This window comes from Bacillus cereus group sp. N11 (assembly GCF_016483605.1).
In the GTDB taxonomy this organism is placed as follows: Bacteria; Bacillota; Bacilli; order Bacillales; family Bacillaceae_G; genus Bacillus_A; species Bacillus_A toyonensis.
This window is the reverse complement of record NZ_JAEHBN010000006.1, coordinates 119,914-137,171: the sequence shown is the minus strand read 5'-3', so window position 1 is coordinate 137,171 and position 17,258 is coordinate 119,914. Positions and strand designations below refer to the sequence as shown.

Sequence of the window (17,258 nt, the reverse complement as noted above, 5' to 3'; positions counted from 1 at the left end):
TAAAAATTATATTTTTTTATTATCTCCATACAAAAAGGCAACCACACCATCGTGTGATTGCCTTTTACTTAAAGCGAAAGTCCGCTTCCGCTTTTCTTCATTGTCCAGCTCCAGCGGCTAGAATACTCGGTGGCTTCGCGCCTTCCTCCGAGGCAAAGTACGCCTCTCTGTCAGGAGCTCCATCCCCCTCCTATTCTAAACGAGCCGCTTCCGCTTTTCTTCATTACATTTTTTCTGGTGCAGATACTCCTACGATTGCTAGTGCGTTTTGAAGTGTAGTGCGTACTGCTTTCATTAATTCGTAACGAGCTTTACTTAACTCTAAGTTATCTTGGTTTAATACTTTCTCTGCATTGTAGAAGCTGTGTAGCGCTGCAGCTAATTCAAATGCATAGTTTGTAATGCGGTGTGGCAGACGTTTTTGCGCTGCATCCGCAACTACAGCTGGGAATTCACCAAGTTTTTTCAGTAATTCTACTTCTTTCTCAGAAGTAACAAGTTTATAGTTCACGTCTCCGCCTGTAGCTAATCCTAACTCTTCACCTTGACGAAGGATACTGCATACACGAGCATGTGCATATTGCGCATAGTATACTGGATTTTCATTAGATTTTGATACAGCTAAGTCCATATCGAAGTCTAAATGAGAATCACCGCTACGCATTGCAAAGAAGTAACGCATTGCGTCCACGCCTACTTCTTCCATAAGCTCACGAAGTGTAACTGCTTTACCCGTACGCTTACTCATCTTCATTTTTTCACCGTTTTGGTATAGTTGTACCATTTGGATGATTTCTACTTCTAATGTGTCTTTATCGTAACCAAGTGCTTGTATCGCAGCTTTCATACGAGGAATGTAACCGTGGTGGTCAGCACCCCAAATGTTGATTAATTTATCGAAACCACGCTCTAATTTGTCGCGATGGTAAGCGATATCTGGCGTTAAGTATGTGTAAGAACCGTCGTTTTTAATTAATACACGGTTTTTGTCGTCACCGTAAGTCATTGAACGGAACCAAGTTGCGCCGCCTTCTTCAAAGATTTCGTCACGCTCTTTTAATACAGCAAGAGCCTGATCAATTTTTCCGTTTTTGTATAATGATGTTTCTGAGAACCATACATCGAATTTAACACGGAAGCTCTCTAAGTCTTTTTGAAGTTTTGCTAACTCATATTTCAAACCGTATGAACGATAGAACTCATAGCTTTCTTCTGCATCAGCTTTCGCATAACGATCGCCAAACTCTTCAGCTAAACGTTTACCGATACCGATAATATCTGCACCGTGGTAACCGTCTTCTGGCATTTCTTTATCTAAACCTAACGCTTGCATGTAACGAGCTTCAACAGAAAGAGCTAAATTATGAATTTGGTTACCCGCGTCATTAATGTAGTACTCACGAGATACATCGTATCCTGCTTTTGCTAATACGTTACATAAAGTGTCGCCTACCGCAGCACCGCGTGCATGTCCTAAGTGAAGGTCACCTGTTGGATTCGCAGATACGAACTCAATTTGTACTTTTTCACCTTTACCAGTGTTCGTTTCACCGTAAGCTTCACCAGCATTAACGATTGTTGGAATTAAGTCTGTTAAGTAACTATTATCCATATAGAAGTTAATAAAACCAGGACCAGCGATTTCAATTTTTTCAATAGAAGCTTTTGCTTTATCAAAGTTTGCAACTAATTCTTCTGCAATCATACGAGGTGCTTTTTTCGCAACACGTGCAAGTTGCATTGCCATATTTGTAGAGAAATCACCATTTGTTTTATCTTTTGGAGATTCTAATACAACGTTTGGAATTTGTTCTTCTTTTGCTAATTCTGCCTTTAATACAGCAGCTTGAATTTCTTGTTTAATCAATCCTTTTACCTGTTCTAAAGAATTCATTATTTTGCCTCCTTCAAGTTAATTGTAATTGTATATCTGCCAGCTTCTTGTTCACTTAGAAGCAATGCGTACGTTAAGAAGAGTTGTCCTTTTTTCTTTTCATCCGACCATTTAAAAAGAACGTTATCAGTTTTCGTTTGCAGTGCAAACGTACCAAGTTCACTCGTGTACGTACCAGTTGTCCATTCACCTTTCACATGCGTCTGACGCATAGAAATAGCACCTGAACGCATAATGAGAACTTGTTCATCTTGAATTTTTATAATTGTCTTCACTTCGCCTTGTTCGTTCGGCTCTTGGAATGTTACGTATGTACCTTGACCTTTTACATAGTATTGACCATTTGCTTCAAAAGCAACGGTTTCCTTCCTCGCCCCTTCACGGATTTCTGTTACGAAATGAACGTGTACCGGCAAGCCTGCAAGTTGTTTCTTCACGTCTTGCACACCTTTCAAATGTTATAGATATTAAATACTACTTATAATAAATCACTTTTCCTATCATATCAAAAAAAGATGCTGTCTGTCTGCTGAAAAATCAGGAAAACTCCTTTTCAAAAAATAATTCACCCTCACTTTATTTCATATGATAAAATATTTTTTTAATCTAAATATTCTTTTAATTAAAGGGGTGAATGTCGTGATACCAACAAAATTAAAAAAAGGGGATGAAATAAGAGTTATTTCACCATCTTGTAGTTTAAGTATTGTCTCAAATGAAAACAGAAACCTTGCTATAAAAAGATTAACCGACATGGGCTTTCAAGTTACATTCTCAAAATATGCTGATGAGATAGATCGATTCGCTTCCTCTTCTATTTCTTTACGTGTTCAAGACCTCCATGAAGCATTTAGAGACCCTAATGTAAAAGCAATTTTGACGACACTTGGCGGATATAACTCTAACGGCTTATTGAAACATCTCGATTACGATTTAATTCGCGAAAATCCAAAGTTTTTCTGCGGCTATTCTGACATTACTGCTTTACATAACGCACTTTATACAAAAACAGGTCTTGTTACATATTCAGGTCCTCACTTCTCTTCATTTGGAATGGAGAAAGGTCTCGCGTATACAACCGATTACTTTTTTAAATGCTTAACTTCTAATGATTCTATTGAAATCCTACCATCTGAAACGTGGAGTGATGATTCTTGGTATATAGATCAGGAAAATCGAGAATTTATTAAAAATGAAGGATATATTTCGATTCAAGAAGGAGAAGCTACAGGGGATATTATCGGCGGAAATATGAGCACTTTACATTTACTACAAGGTACACCGTATATGCCAAGCTTACGAGATAAAGTTTTATTTCTTGAAGAAGATAGTTTAACGGGAAAAGCTACACTTAAAACTTTCGATCGATACTTACATTCTCTTATGCAACAAACTGATTTTGAATACGTAAAAGGTATCGTTATAGGAAGAATGCAAAAAGGAGCAGAATGTATGATAGAGGACATTCAAGAAATGATTACTTCAAAGCCTGAACTTGCACATATCCCTATTATTGCGAATGCAAGTTTCGGACATACAACTCCGATCTTCACTTTCCCAATTGGCGGACGTGCAAAAATCATTTCTAATAAAGAAAGTTCAGCTATCACCATTTTAACGCACTAAAAAAGGAGCGAACGTTTCGCTCCTTTTATGGTTTTTCTATTTTTTGCAACGCTTTTTGTGGGATTGATTCTTTCGGGATTTCAGCCCATCCTTTTCCCTGCATACCTTTTGCATAAATTTTTATAAAAGCACCCGTATGCAATTCACGGTTCACCATTCTTTTAATAACTTGTAACTTTCCATCTTCTGTATATCCTTTAAATGTATACAAATATTCATCGTCTTTTTTCTCGCTTTTATCTATAACAGCATAATAATCTTGTATTTCTTTATTTGAAAAGAAGTTGTCTACAAAAGCATGCACACCTTCTGTTTTCGTGTTTAAATAATATGCTGTTCCTCCTAAAATAATGGCGAACACAGCTAAAACTTTAATTACCAATTTCATAAATGCGCCTCCTGTTTGCACTACTTTCTCACTAACCGTATGTCTATACCTGTATTATACGAAAAAAAGCATACTATACTCTATCGAAATGCCTTACACTTTCCTTACATTATTGTAAGGGTTTTTCACCTTACAGCAATTTCCCAATAAAAAATTTTTCCGTTTCACAAACTTTTATATTATTATTGAATGATACAAATTTTTATTACAAAAATCAAAGGAGACAGTTTTCAAATGGCTATCTTGCAAGGTTTAGCACTATTACTTGTTGTACTTTGTCTATTTACACTTTTCAGTTACCGTGCGCCTTACGGAATGAAGGCGATGGGTGCTTTAGCTAATGCAGCAATCGCAAGTTTTCTTATTGAAGCATTTCACCGTTATATAGGTGGAGAAATGTTTCATAATGACTTTTTACAATCAGTAGGAGAAGCTTCTGGTAGTATGAGCGGTGTTGCAGCAGCAATTTTAGTAGCATTAGCAATCGGCGTTTCACCCGTATACGCTGTTTTAATCGGTATCGCTACTAGTGGATTCGGTATTTTACCAGGATTTTTTGCTGGATACGTTTGTGCCTTCGTCGTGAAATTTCTCGAAAAGAAATTACCAGCTGGTGTAGAGTTTTTAGCAATCCTATTTATTGCTGCACCAATCTCACGTGGAATGGCCATGCTTATGGATCCACTCGTTAACGCAACACTTGGTAAAATCGGTTCTATGATTTCAGTTGCAACTACAGAAAGTCCTATCATTATGGGTATTATGCTTGGTGGATTAATAACAGTTATTTCTACCTCTCCATTAAGTTCTATGGCATTAACTGCAATGCTTGGATTAACAGGTTTACCAATGGCAATTGGCAGTCTTGCCGTTGCGGCCTCAGCCCCGATGAACTTTATTTTCTTTAAACGACTAAAAATTTGTTCAAAGAAAGATACAATTGCTGTAGCAATCGAGCCTTTAACACAAGCCGATGTTGTCTCAGCAAATCCAATTCCTATCTATATGACAAACTTCGTTGGCGGCGCGCTTGCCGGTATTATTACATCGCTATTCCAGCTCGTTAATAATGCGCCAGGAACAGCATCACCAATTCCAGGGCTTCTCGTCTTGTTTGGATTTAATGACGTTATAAAAGTAACGATCGCTGCTGTACTATGTGGAATCGTTACCACTATTGTCGGATACATCGGATCTATTGTGTTCCGCAAATATCCGATCCGCTCTGCTGATGAAATTCGCGGCATTGCTTCAGAAGAAAAGGTTGCATAAGAAAAAGAGTTATTCTCACCTTTTGAGAATAACTCTTTTTTTCATGTCTTGCTATGGTAAATGGGATTATATCGACGATTTTTTTAATATATCGACTTACCGACACATAACGGATAAAATAAAAGCCCCTATTCATAGGGGACTCTTACTTTATCCAGCTACAGCGGCTAGAATGGTCGGTGGCTTCGCTTCTTCCTTCGAAGCAAAAAGCGCCTCTACGTCTGAAGCTCCATCCTCCTCACATTCTGAGCGAGCCGCTTCCACTTTTATTTCTATCCAGTTACGCCTCCTAGCCCCTTGCGTCTAAGAACCTTCCCTGCCAAAAGGTAAAAAGCACCTTTTGCAGGAAAGAACCTTAGTCACCGGGTCTAAACAGTCGGCTTCACTTTTACTTTACCCAACCGAGCAGCATTTCCCGCACGAATTTGCTTGCTGCGACTGGTGTTTGATCACTATGGTCGTAGACAGGAGCTACTTCTACTAAGTCTGCTCCAACTACATTTATATTTGAATTTGCAATTGCCATGATGGAATCTAATAGTTCTTTAGATGTGATACCTCCAGCCTCTAACGTTCCTGTTCCAGGAGCATGAGCTGGGTCTAATACATCAATGTCGATTGTGACATAGACTGGACGTCCTGCAAGTTTCGGTAATACTTCTTTTAACGGCTCTAATACGTCAAATTTGTATAAGTTCATACCTACTTCTTTCGCCCATTCAAATTCTTCCTTCATTCCAGAACGAATTCCGAAAGAATATACGTTTTCCGGACCAATTAAATCACACACTTTACGAATTGGTGTAGAGTGGGATAAAGGCTCCCCTTCATACGATTCACGTAAATCAGTATGAGCATCCATGTGGATGATTGCTAAATCCGGATATTTTTTTGCCATTGCCTTAAAAATTGGCCAAGACACTAAGTGCTCACCGCCGAGACCTAGTGGAAACTTACCGGCATCTAAAAGTTTTGATACATACTCTTCAATCATGTCTAAGCTGCGTTGTGCATTTCCGAATGGTAATGGGATATCACCCGCATCAAAATATTTTACCTCTTCTAGTTCACGATCTAAATACGGACTATATTCTTCAAGACCGATTGATACTTCACGAATACGTGCAGGGCCAAAGCGAGATCCTGGACGGAAACTTACTGTCCAATCCATAGGCATCCCATAAATAACCGCCTTTGACTCTTCAAAACTTGGATGACTTTTAATAAATACTTTACCTGAATAAGCTTCATCAAAACGCATATTCTTTTCCTCCTTATGTGGAACTTAAGGTATCCCAACCTTTCATTATTTCTCAAATTTGGAGCGTACTGCTCCTCTTTCTCGATTTACCTGGGCCTTCTTGTTATCACAAGAAGACTACTTCATTTGTAGCAGTGTAAGTAACTAGCATGTTCAAGCCTTCTAGACAAACACCTTAAATGAGTTACTTACACTTTATTTATTTCAATTTAACGCTCTTACTTAATTAAATCGCCAACAAATTTCGGTAATGCGAATGCTGCATTGTGTAATTCTTTTGTGTAGTATTTCGTTTCGATTTCGTGGAAACGCTCTTCACTTACTTCTAGTGGATCATGTTTTTTAGATCCGATTGTGAATGTCCAAAGTCCACTTGGATACGTTGGAATGTTTGCTGTGTATAAACGAGTAATTGGGAAGATCTCTTTTACGTCTTTAAACACAGTTGTAATTAGTTCTGGTGTGAACCAAGGGTTGTCCGTTTGTGCAACGAAAATACCATCTTCTTTTAACGCTTTAGAGATTCCAGCGTAGAAACCTTTCGTAAATAAGTTTACTGCTGGTCCTACCGGCTCAGTAGAATCTACCATAATTACGTCATATTCATTTTCGCTTTCTGCGATGTGTAGGAAACCGTCTCCTACTTTCACCTCTACACGCTCATCATCTAATGCCCCTGCAATTGATGGTAAGTACTGTTTAGAGTACTCAATTACTTTTCCATCAATTTCAACAAGAGTTGCTTTTTTTACGCTTGGGTGTTTTAACACTTCACGAATAACACCGCCATCACCACCACCGACAACTAATACGTTTTCAGGGTTTGGATGTGTAAATAAAGGTACGTGCGCTACCATTTCATGATAAACGAACTCATCTTTTTCTGTTGTCATAACCATGCCATCTAAAATAAGCATGTTTCCGAACTCTTCCGTTTCAACCATATCAAGTTTTTGGAATTCTGTTTGCTCCGTATGTAATGTGCGGTTAATACGTGCCGTAATCCCAAAATGTTTTGTTTGTTTTTCAGTGAACCATAGTTCCATCGTACAATCACGCCTTTCAATGCAAATTTATAATAGGGACATCATTAATGTCCCCTAACAAAAATAAAACAAAACATCCAAAATGTATAGTTAAAAGTACAAAAATACCGAAAATATATTTTAGTCAGAGGGTTCTAACATATATGTGGAAAGGGTTTGCCTTGTAATAGGAAAGAAAACCCTTTCTTAAGAAAGGGCTTTTGTCTCTATTTCTACCGGTTTACGAATCGGAATTAAGATCATAACGCAACCAACTAATACAACAACTCCACCGACTAAAAATGGACTTTGTGGTGAAACAGTGTGTCCGATAACTCCTGATAAAATGGGAGCAATCGCTCCTCCTAACCAACGAACGAAGTTATAAACACCTGACGTAACAGATCTTTCATAAGGTGAAATATCCATTACATAGCTTGTATATAATGCATTATTTAAACCAGATGCTAATCCTGATAGGACAATTAATACGATTTGTAACCACATAATTTTCACAAAGAATAATGCAATTAAGAAAATCGCAAATACGAGTAAACTACCTTTTAACAATGTTTTCGGTTCATATTTTCCTTCTAGCCTATGTGCTAAAATTGCGGAACCGTAAGCTAACGCTAATCCCCATCCACAAAATACAAAACCTAATTGAATAGCTGATAAATGCATAATAAGTGGTGAATATGCTAGCACGACGAAAAATCCGTAGTAGTATAACATCCCTGAAATCGCACCTTGCATAAACGGTTTATATTTCACCAAGTTAAGTAATTCACCTACGCCCGCTGCTTTACGCTTCACTTTTCGCTCCGGTTCTTTTACAAAAAAGAATACTAAAATAAATGCTAAGAAAATTAAAATACTCGTTGCGAAAAATGGGTAACGCCAAGAATGTCCACCTAATATACCACCTAACAATGGGCCACCTGCCATTCCTAAACCGATAGCTGCTTCATATAATCCTACTGCTTCATGAACCTCCTTACTTAATGCTATTAAAAGTGTCATTGCTGTAGCAAAAAACATCGCATTTCCTAATCCCCATCCAGCACGGAAAAGAGATAATTGAGCAATCGTTTGCGATATACCGCATATAAACGCAAATACAGTTACAATTGCAAGACCGATTGTCATCATGCGCTTATCACCAAATCTTGATGCGAATATACCAGCTGGTAACATCATAATTGCCATCGTTAAAATATATGCGGTAAATAACATTTCAACTTGCCAATGCGTTGCACCAATTTTCTCAGCAATAATTGGCAAGATTGGATCGACTACCCCTATACCAGAAAAGGCAAGGAAAGTAGCCACCACTGTAATCAATCTCCCTAGTTTTTGTTTGCTCTCCATTTCAATCATTCTCCTTTTATGCTCTCTAAAAATGTCACTGCACGATGTAAACTATCTTCAAGTTCTGCCTTTACACGCTGCATTTGCTCCATTTTTTCATCCAACGTTTGCACTTGTTTCTCAAGCATATCTTTAATTTCTTGAATCACTTCGCGGTCGCGAGGATTCTCGCTATTTCTTCTTTGTTCCATTCTTTCTTTTAACGATAAGAAATGTTGCATTTCTTGAAGCGTGATTCCTAATACTTCTTTCGCTTCCACGATCCTTTTAATTCTTGCAATATCCTCATCCGTATAAAGCCGAATGTTCCCCTCACTACGCTCCGGGGGATGAATTAAACCAATTTCCTCATAATAACGAAGTGTACGCTTTGTTAAACCAACTTGCTTTGTTACTTCATCAATTTTATACATGTTTATTCCTCCCTTCACTCAATTATTACATTTTACGTTAACGTTAACTTTTGTGCAACTGTTAGACTTTTGTAAATTTTTTTCATATAAATTGTATTTTTCTCATAGCGGTTTCATAATGAAGGAAAAGAGATGATAAGGAGATTTTCACATGAATAAACCACTTATTTTCGCTCACCGCGGGGTAAAAGGAACACATCCAGAAAATACGATGATCGCCTTCCAAGAAGCTGAACGCATTGGCGCTCATGGGATTGAACTTGATGTTCATCTATCAAAAGATGGCGAACTTGTCGTAATCCACGATGAAACAGTGGATCGCACAACAAATGGCGTAGGGATTGTTTCTGAAAAAACAGTAGAGGAACTACAATCATTGGACGCTGGTAGCCATAAAGACCCTTCTTTCCATGAAGCAAAAATCCCAACGTTACGCGAAGTTTTCATCTGGCTTTCCACAACGAACTTACAACTAAATATCGAATTAAAAACAGATGTGATTCACTACCCGAATATTGAAGAGAAAGTTGTTGCACTTGTTCGTGAATATCATCTTTCTAATCAAATTGTATTCTCATCATTTAACCATGACTCTGTTTCATTATTAGCAGAAATAGCTCCTGAAATCCCAAGGGCAATTTTATATGATACGCCACTTGCTGATCCTATTGCTGAAGCAAAAATTAGAGAAGCAACTGGTTTACATCCAAACTTTCAGCTACTAACTAAAGAATTCGTACAGTTAGCACAAAAACAAGGGTACGTTTTCCGCCCTTATACAATTAACGAATACAAAGATTTACAAACGATGATTGATTATGGTGTAGATGTCATCATCACCGATTGGCCAGCACGTGCCTTTGAGCTCCTTTCTTAATTGAAGGAGCTTTTTTGTTTTCAAAATTTCATTGTTTAAAATAAATGAAAATCCTCAATACTAATACAATAATGTTTGTATTAATGAGGGGCTGAAAAAGATGAATCAAACTATGAATCCAAAACTTAAAAAATATAAACGTCTTTTCTTCACCGTAATGTTTTCTTGTGTTCTTTTTTTCGTTTTTTCCTTTTTTGTTATTATTATAGTTGCAAAAATTATGGGACCACCTCCTGTCGCAGTCCCGCAAACAAGCGTCTTTTACGCGAATGATGATACAGTTATTGGACAAAGTAACGAAATACAAAAGCGTTACAATGTCTCTCTAAATGAAATTTCTCTCTATGTAAAAGAAGCGACACTTTCTATTGAAGACCAAAGATTTTATAAGCATCATGGCTTCGATATGAAACGTATTGCAGGTGCAATTGTTGCTGATTTAAAAGCGATGGCAAAAGTACAAGGTGCTAGTACGATTACACAACAATACGCACGTAATCTATATTTAGATCATGATAAAACGTGGAAACGGAAACTATTAGAGGCAATGTATACTGTCCGCCTTGAAGTGAATTATAATAAAAATCATATTTTAGAAGGTTATTTAAATACAATTTATTACGGACATGGTGCTTATGGCATCGAAGCTGCGTCTCGTCTATATTTCGATAAAACAGCAAAAGAATTAACATTAGCAGAAGCCAGTATGCTTGCAGGAATCCCGAAAGGACCTAGTGTCTACTCTCCCTTTTTAAAAGAAGAACGTGCTAAAGGACGTCAATCTCTCATATTAGATGAAATGGTAGAACAAGGTTATATTACGAAGCAGCAAGCAGCTTCTGCAAAAAAGGAACCGCTAACTTTTGCCTCACTTGATACGAAAAAAGTAGCAGAGGTTGCGCCTTATTTCCAAGATGCTGTACAAGCTTCTCTTCTTCGGGATATCGGACTGGATGAGCAAGCCTTACAACGAGGTGGCTTACGTATTTATACAACTTTAGATCCTAAGTTACAATCTGTAGCAGAACAAGCTGTCAAAGATCATATACCTGAAACAGCAAACATACAAACTGCCCTCGTCTCTATGAATCCAAAAACAGGTGAAGTGGCTGCTCTTGTTGGAGGAACTGATTATAATACGAGTCAATTTAACAGGGCTACACAAGCCGTCCGTCAGCCTGGATCTACATTTAAACCCTTTCTATATTACGCAGCTTTGGAACGAGGATTCACCCCTGCTACGCGCTTAAAAAGCGAATACACTGTATTCACTTTAGGTGACGGTGTTTCAAAGTATAAACCGAAAAACTATAAAGATTATTACGCAGATGATTTCGTAACGATGGCACAAGCTCTCGCAGTCTCTGATAACATATACGCTGTGAAAACAAATTTATTTTTAGGTGATGACACGCTCGCAAAAACAGCGAAGCAATTCGGAATTAAGAGTGCATTAAAAGATGTGCCTTCCCTAGCTCTCGGCACGTCTCCTGTAAAACCAATTGAAATGGTGAATGCTTATAGTATGTTCGCAAACGGTGGAAAAGAAGTAAAACCTATCTTTATTCGCCGTATTATGGATCATGAAGGGAACATGTTATACGATGCTCATTTGGAGAGCAAACAAGTTCTCGATAAGAGCAAAGCGTTTGTGATGGAAGAAATGATGACTGGTATGTTTAATAAAAAACTAAGCAGTTATGCCGCTGTAACTGGTCAATCTATGTTATCAAAACTATCAAGAACATATGCCGGAAAATCTGGTTCTACTGAAACCGATAGTTGGATGATTGGATTCACTCCGCAAATTGTAACTGGTGTATGGGTTGGATACGATCAACCTAAATCTATTTCAAACGTAGCAGAACAAGGATATGCGAAAAAAATATGGACCGATACGATGGAGAAAGGCTTAGATGGACAACCTAAAAAGGATTTTAAACAACCAAGTGATGTCGTAGCCGTTAATATTAACCCAGAAAACGGCAAGATTGCTACAAAGAACTGTCCAATTTCAGTTAAAATGTATTTCGCCAAAGGTACCGAGCCTACTGAATATTGTATGGATCATGTCGATGATAAAGAGGAATTTGAAAAAACAAGTGAAGAAAAGAAAAAAACAAGTTGGTGGAAAAAATATCTTCCTTGGTAAAAAAATAGCTGACGGACATCCGTCAGCTATTTTTTATTCACTTAATAATGCATGACGCAATTCTTCACTAGACTCGTTCCAAATCGCTTCATTATGTTCTTTCAAGAACGTACCAAGTACTTTTTTAGAAGATTCATCCATATGTTCAACCATAATGTGACGCTTCAATGATTTATCCATTTTGTTTACATGCTCTGGAAGTGATTTATATCCGCGGCGAATTTCACGGTCTACTGTCATTTCACAAGCTGTTACCCCTGCGTAATAAGCACCGTTCGGTGTTCTTTCAATTGTTACCCAAACAAGCCAAAATGGTTTTCCGTTTGGAACGTCATCTTTATTTGTTAAAAACTTAATTCCTTTTTCTACTGTACTACGCGCATGCATCGCACCGATATCAACGAATGCAGTTTTCTCTAGTACATCAACAAATACAGGTGAAATGTTTTCTAAGCTTAATGCCCCAACACCAAATCCACCATGTCCATCTGTTGAATCATTTTTCACGATATTAAAACCGATTTTCTTCTTTTTCTCTGTCATATGTAACTTCCTCCTCACTTAAAAATTATAAAAGCCCAAAAATAGGCGCAATGATACTTTGTAAAAATACGAATACATACGGAATGACAACATTGAAAATAGGTTGAATTGTGTAATTGCTAAGCGGTGTAATAACAAGAATTAATAACGCAATTGCTCCATATTTTTCATACTGTGTCATTTTCGCACGAATATTTGCTGGTGCTAAATCTTCCACAACGCGATATCCATCAAGTGGCGGAATCGGTAATAAGTTAAATACAAGTAAAACGATATTAAGCATAATAAAAATTTGGAAGAATCGACCTAATGTATCTGCTACTGCAAATGGAATTGAGTCTAGTACGCCAAATGTTAATAAGCTATACCAAATAATTAAACCAATCGCACTTAAAATTAAGTTACTAATCGGTCCTGCAATAGAAACTAATATCCCTGCAAGACGTGGTCTTTTAAAGTTATACGGGTTAACAGGCACCGGTCTTGCCCAACCGAATCCAAGAATTAATACTGCAATCATTCCGATAGGATCTAAATGGGCCATCGGTGATAACGTTAAACGCCCTTGTTTTTTCGCTGTATCGTCCCCAAATTTATATGCCACATATGCATGTGCAAATTCATGAACGGATAGTGCAATAATAATCGCCATTGCTACTAACGGAATTTCGTGCAATGGATATCTAAATAACTGATCCATACTTCATCTCCTCTTCAATATGTCAAAAAAGAAATTATTTGTTTTTTCGATTGTTCTTCCCCATAATCCGCTATAATAAGAGTGTAACTTACATAAAAGGAGCGATTGTACATGCCATACGTAACAGTGAAAATGCTAGAAGGACGCACAGAGGAACAAAAGAAAGCTCTTGCTGAGAAAGTAACAGCAGCAGTAAGCGAAACAACTGGTGCTCCTGAAGAAAACATCGTTGTTTTCATCGAAGAAATGTCTAAAAACCATTATGCAGTTGGCGGAAAACGCTTAAGCGACAAATAATTTCAAGTTCTTTCATAAGAAGCAGCCATTAGCTGCTTCTTATTTCTTGCCTTCTAACAACTCGATAATTCTCTCTTTATATTTTCCTTTTCTTCCATCTTCATAGATTAAATCATGCGGATAGAATAACTTTTGGTCCGTTCTCTTCTTCCCCGTAATCGCCTCAACAATATCCGATTCACGTGAAAGCTCTCTAAGTTCCCCGTTCGGCATAAGGAGTAAGATTGGCAGACGCTCTTCCTCTTCTCCTGCGCGATAAAAGTCATATGGTAAATCCGATGTTGAATCAACAACTAAATAATACTCTGGATCTAGTCCAATCTTTTTAAATAAGCTGCTTAGCTCCATCCAATTATCTAAACCGTGCTTATCTGTAAACTCTACATATTTAAATAGATTTCGATTCATAAAACGACGGCATAAGTCACTTAAAATTGGATCTTCTTCGTCTTGCCATACTTGGAAGTAATAATACATTACGTTCTCGTCTAGCTTTAAATAATCCTCTACTGTCACTTCTTCTTCAAACAAAGAATAAAAATGAACAGGATGATTTTTAAACGCATAATACTTCTCATGCAATGATTTAGCACGGTGTAAAATCTTCGTTAAAATAACTTCTGCACTGCGCGTTACCGGATGGAAATATACTTGCCAATACATTTGATAACGGCTCATAATATAATGCTCAACAGCATGCATACCACTATTTTTAATAACTACTTGATTCCCATACGGACGCATGACACGCAATATACGTTCCATATCAAAGTTCCCGTACTTTACACCTGTAAAATAAGCATCTCTTAATAAATAATCCATACGATCTGCATCAATTTGACTTGAAATCATACTAATCGCTAATTTATTAGTGGATGTTTTCGCAATTACATCTGCCACTTTTTGCGGGAAGTCCTTATCCACACGACTTAATACACGATTAATTTCCGTATCTCCTACGATAATCTTTTGCGTAAATTTCTCATGATCTAATGAAAATACTTTTTCAAACGAATGAGAAAATGGGCCGTGACCGACATCATGAAGTAATGCCGCACATAAACATAACAATCTATCTTCAGCATTCCAGTTCGGTCTGCCATCAAACACATCATCAATCATACGACGAATAATTTCATATACACCTAACGAATGAGTAAAGCGACTATGCTCTGCACCGTGAAATGTAAAAAATGTTGTTCCAAGCTGCTTAATACGGCGCAAGCGTTGAAATTCTTTCGTTCCGATTAAATCCCAAATAACACGATCACGCACGTGCACATATTTATGTACTGGGTCTTTAAACACTTTTGTTTCGCTGAGTTTGTCGTTTAAATATACCACTTTTCGACATCCCCCTTTCTTTACTGCATTCTTACTATATATTATAAACGAAATAGGAAACAGAAAGAAATGAAAGACTGTATTAATTGCCCTTATATAAAGAAAAAATCACCTTTACCGAAGTAAAAGTGATTTCTTTTTATACATTATTTTCCTAAAACGAACTCAGCGACTTCATCTAAGATCATTTCTTTTCCTAGTGGGAAGTAACCTTTGTTTAGATCTTCATTTTTAATTGTAAATACGTGGTTATTTTTAACAGCATTCATGTTTTTCCAAATTGATTCTTCTTGGAATTCTTTTAGACGCTGAGAACCGTCACCCGTTGTAAATACAAATAAGTAATCTGGGTTGTAATCGATTAAAGCTTCTTTTTGTACTTGTACTAATGGTTTATCAGTTGGTGTACCTTTAACTGCTGGTAATTTTAAATCATTAAAGATTACGCTACCGTAACCGTAGTCACCATATACACGGAATGCATTTGGATATGCAGCCATTTTCATGAATGTTGCATCACCAGTTTTAGCGATAATTTTATCATGTAATTTGCTTGCTTTTTCATCATACTTTTTAAACCATTCTTTTGTTTCTTTCTCTTTACCAAGAATTTGGCCTACTTCTTCAAACTTTGGATGCCATTGATCTAATGGAGTGTTTAACATAACTGTTGGTGCAATTTTAGATAATTGATCGTAAATCTTTTCTTGACGATTATTTACAAGAATTAAGTCTGGTTTTGCAGCAGCTACTGCTTCGATGTTAATTTTATCGCCCCAAGCAGAACCAACTGGTTTAACGTCTTTTAATTTATTTGCAATATGTGCATCAATTTTTTCTTGAGATGTATTAGCTGTAATAATTGGTTTCATACCAAAGATTAATAATTCTTCTGTTGAACCACTAAGGTCAGCAATTTTCTTTGGATTTGCAGGGATTTTAATTTCCCCTTTTGCATGTTTTACAGTGCGCTCTTCAGTCTTCGCATCTGCTTTCTTTTCTTCTTCTTTGTTAGAACAAGCTGCAAATAGTACAGAAGTAACCACTAGTACCATTGCTAATAGTGCCATTTTAAAATTCTTCATGTTCCCACTCCTTCTGGCTGTATTTATCTTATAATTTAGGATGAACTATAAGAAACAAAAATAACAATTAATCAATATATATTTATTAATCGTTGTTAATGACCCATTCTAACGGGCGTTCAACTTCCCATTTATAAGTAAGAAGCTCAACGTCCATTAGAAGTCCCCCTCTTTACGAGGGGGTTCTACTTATGCTTTTTTACGCAATTGATTACTAATCATCGCTAAATCATATGTTAAACAAATCGGTTTACAGTTTACTGGACATGGAACGATTTGCGCTTCAATCTCAAACACGTTACGAAGTGTTTCACTTGTCATAACCTCATCTGGCGTTCCTTGTTTCATTAACTTACCTGCTTTTAATGCAATCATATGATCAGAGAAACGAGAAGCATGATTTAAATCGTGAATAACCATCACAATTGTCCTACCTTCTTCTTGGTTCAATTTCTTCAGTAAGTTTAATACTTCAAGTTGATGTGCCATATCTAAATATGTCGTTGGTTCATCTAATACAAGTAAATCTGTTCCTTGTGCAAGAGCCATCGCAATCCATACCCTTTGACGTTGACCACCTGATAAGGCTTCTGCTGAACGATTTGCGAACTCTGTCATTCCCGTCACTTCAAGTGCCCAATGAATGTAGCGATAGTCTTCTTCTTTCAATGTTCCAAATCCTTTTTGATGAGGAAAACGTCCATATGAAACAAGTTCAAACACAGTAAGGCCTGTTGGCACTTCTGCAGTTTGTGGTAAGATCGCCATTTTCTTTGCGATTTCTTTCGTTGGCTGTTTCTCAATTGCTTTTCCATCAAGATAAACAGTACCTTTTTTCGCCTTCAAAATACGAGAAGCCGTTTTTAATAATGTGGATTTCCCACAACCATTTGGTCCAATAATCGTTGTAATTTTTCCTTCCGGAATTTCAACTGTTAATCCATCAATAATTAATCCTTCATTATAGCCAACAGATACCGAATCAACTGCTAAAGTTGCCATACAAAAAG

17 protein-coding genes are annotated in these 17,258 nt (G+C 37.1%); 5 read left to right on the top strand and 12 right to left on the bottom strand.

Annotated elements, in window-relative coordinates:
• Positions 1-223: 223 nt before the first annotated feature.
• Positions 224-1,894, bottom strand: coding sequence for an arginine--tRNA ligase (gene argS / locus JDS98_RS12025; RefSeq protein WP_199633908.1), 1,671 nt, complete (start codon positions 1,892-1,894; stop codon positions 224-226).
• Positions 1,894-2,331, bottom strand: coding sequence for a YwiB family protein (locus JDS98_RS12020; protein ID WP_000744343.1), 438 nt, complete (start codon positions 2,329-2,331; stop codon positions 1,894-1,896). The genes argS and JDS98_RS12020 overlap by 1 nt, the downstream gene beginning before the upstream one ends.
• A 148-nt stretch (positions 2,332-2,479) precedes the next feature.
• Here JDS98_RS12020 and JDS98_RS12015 point away from each other — a divergent pair, with 148 nt between their 5' ends.
• Positions 2,480-3,520: a S66 family peptidase gene (locus tag JDS98_RS12015; RefSeq protein ID WP_199633907.1), complete on the top strand. Its 1,041-nt coding sequence runs from the start codon at positions 2,480-2,482 to the stop codon at positions 3,518-3,520.
• Positions 3,521-3,545: 25 nt separating this feature from the next.
• Here JDS98_RS12015 and JDS98_RS12010 read toward each other — a convergent pair whose 3' ends face one another.
• Positions 3,546-3,908, bottom strand: a complete 363-nt coding sequence (locus JDS98_RS12010; RefSeq protein WP_000779925.1) for a YxeA family protein — start codon at positions 3,906-3,908, stop codon at positions 3,546-3,548.
• A gap of 234 nt (positions 3,909-4,142) precedes the next feature.
• On the opposite strand from JDS98_RS12010, the gene JDS98_RS12005 reads away from it, so the two are divergent.
• Positions 4,143-5,180 carry a PTS sugar transporter subunit IIC gene (locus JDS98_RS12005; RefSeq protein ID WP_000996326.1) on the top strand — a complete coding sequence of 346 codons (1,038 nt, stop codon included), beginning with the start codon at positions 4,143-4,145 and terminating at the stop codon, positions 5,178-5,180.
• Positions 5,181-5,568: 388 nt separating this feature from the next.
• Here the strand turns inward: JDS98_RS12005 and speB are convergent, their stop codons facing one another.
• The 4 genes from speB to JDS98_RS11985 all read right to left on the bottom strand — a co-directional run bounded on the left by speB (position 5,569) and on the right by JDS98_RS11985 (position 9,250).
• On the bottom strand, positions 5,569-6,441 hold the full coding sequence (gene speB, locus JDS98_RS12000) for an agmatinase (RefSeq protein ID WP_001209829.1): 873 nt from the start codon (positions 6,439-6,441) through the stop codon (positions 5,569-5,571).
• Between the two features lie 218 nt (positions 6,442-6,659).
• Positions 6,660-7,487 (bottom strand): polyamine aminopropyltransferase, encoded by an 828-nt coding sequence (gene speE / locus JDS98_RS11995; protein ID WP_000424693.1) that lies wholly within the window; start codon positions 7,485-7,487, stop codon positions 6,660-6,662.
• 186 nt (positions 7,488-7,673) lie between these two features.
• Positions 7,674-8,837 carry an MFS transporter gene (locus JDS98_RS11990; RefSeq protein ID WP_000444237.1) on the bottom strand — a complete coding sequence of 388 codons (1,164 nt, stop codon included), beginning with the start codon at positions 8,835-8,837 and terminating at the stop codon, positions 7,674-7,676.
• Positions 8,838-8,842: 5 nt separating this feature from the next.
• Positions 8,843-9,250 carry a MerR family transcriptional regulator gene (locus JDS98_RS11985; protein WP_000276559.1) on the bottom strand — a complete coding sequence of 136 codons (408 nt, stop codon included), beginning with the start codon at positions 9,248-9,250 and terminating at the stop codon, positions 8,843-8,845.
• Positions 9,251-9,401: 151 nt separating this feature from the next.
• Here JDS98_RS11985 and JDS98_RS11980 point away from each other — a divergent pair, with 151 nt between their 5' ends.
• Both JDS98_RS11980 and JDS98_RS11975 read left to right on the top strand, forming a co-directional pair.
• The gene (locus JDS98_RS11980) at positions 9,402-10,127 is read left to right on the top strand and encodes a glycerophosphodiester phosphodiesterase (protein WP_001039761.1); all 726 of its coding nucleotides are present in this window, start codon (positions 9,402-9,404) and stop codon (positions 10,125-10,127) included.
• A 100-nt stretch (positions 10,128-10,227) separates the two neighbouring features.
• Positions 10,228-12,279, top strand: coding sequence for a transglycosylase domain-containing protein (locus JDS98_RS11975; RefSeq protein ID WP_199633906.1), 2,052 nt, complete (start codon positions 10,228-10,230; stop codon positions 12,277-12,279).
• A 33-nt stretch (positions 12,280-12,312) separates the two neighbouring features.
• On the opposite strand, the gene JDS98_RS11970 is transcribed toward JDS98_RS11975, so the two are convergent.
• Both JDS98_RS11970 and JDS98_RS11965 read right to left on the bottom strand, forming a co-directional pair.
• Positions 12,313-12,822: a YwhD family protein gene (locus tag JDS98_RS11970; protein ID WP_000136676.1), complete on the bottom strand. Its 510-nt coding sequence runs from the start codon at positions 12,820-12,822 to the stop codon at positions 12,313-12,315.
• 25 nt (positions 12,823-12,847) lie between these two features.
• Complete coding sequence (locus JDS98_RS11965; protein WP_000372440.1) at positions 12,848-13,522, bottom strand: site-2 protease family protein; 675 nt, start codon at positions 13,520-13,522, stop codon at positions 12,848-12,850.
• 111 nt (positions 13,523-13,633) lie between these two features.
• Between JDS98_RS11965 and JDS98_RS11960 the strand changes: the two genes are divergently transcribed.
• Positions 13,634-13,819, top strand: coding sequence for a 2-hydroxymuconate tautomerase (locus tag JDS98_RS11960; RefSeq protein WP_001147171.1), 186 nt, complete (start codon positions 13,634-13,636; stop codon positions 13,817-13,819).
• Positions 13,820-13,858: 39 nt separating this feature from the next.
• Here the strand turns inward: JDS98_RS11960 and JDS98_RS11955 are convergent, their stop codons facing one another.
• The 3 genes from JDS98_RS11955 to JDS98_RS11945 all read right to left on the bottom strand — a co-directional run bounded on the left by JDS98_RS11955 (position 13,859) and on the right by JDS98_RS11945 (position 17,250).
• Positions 13,859-15,163 (bottom strand): HD domain-containing protein, encoded by a 1,305-nt coding sequence (locus JDS98_RS11955; RefSeq protein ID WP_000262735.1) that lies wholly within the window; start codon positions 15,161-15,163, stop codon positions 13,859-13,861.
• A gap of 146 nt (positions 15,164-15,309) precedes the next feature.
• A complete protein-coding gene (locus tag JDS98_RS11950) occupies positions 15,310-16,248 on the bottom strand; it encodes an ABC transporter substrate-binding protein (RefSeq protein WP_199633905.1) in 939 nt (312 codons plus the stop codon).
• A gap of 189 nt (positions 16,249-16,437) precedes the next feature.
• Positions 16,438-17,250: an ABC transporter ATP-binding protein gene (locus JDS98_RS11945; RefSeq protein ID WP_000212075.1), complete on the bottom strand. Its 813-nt coding sequence runs from the start codon at positions 17,248-17,250 to the stop codon at positions 16,438-16,440.
• Between the last annotated feature and the right edge of the window lie 8 nt (positions 17,251-17,258).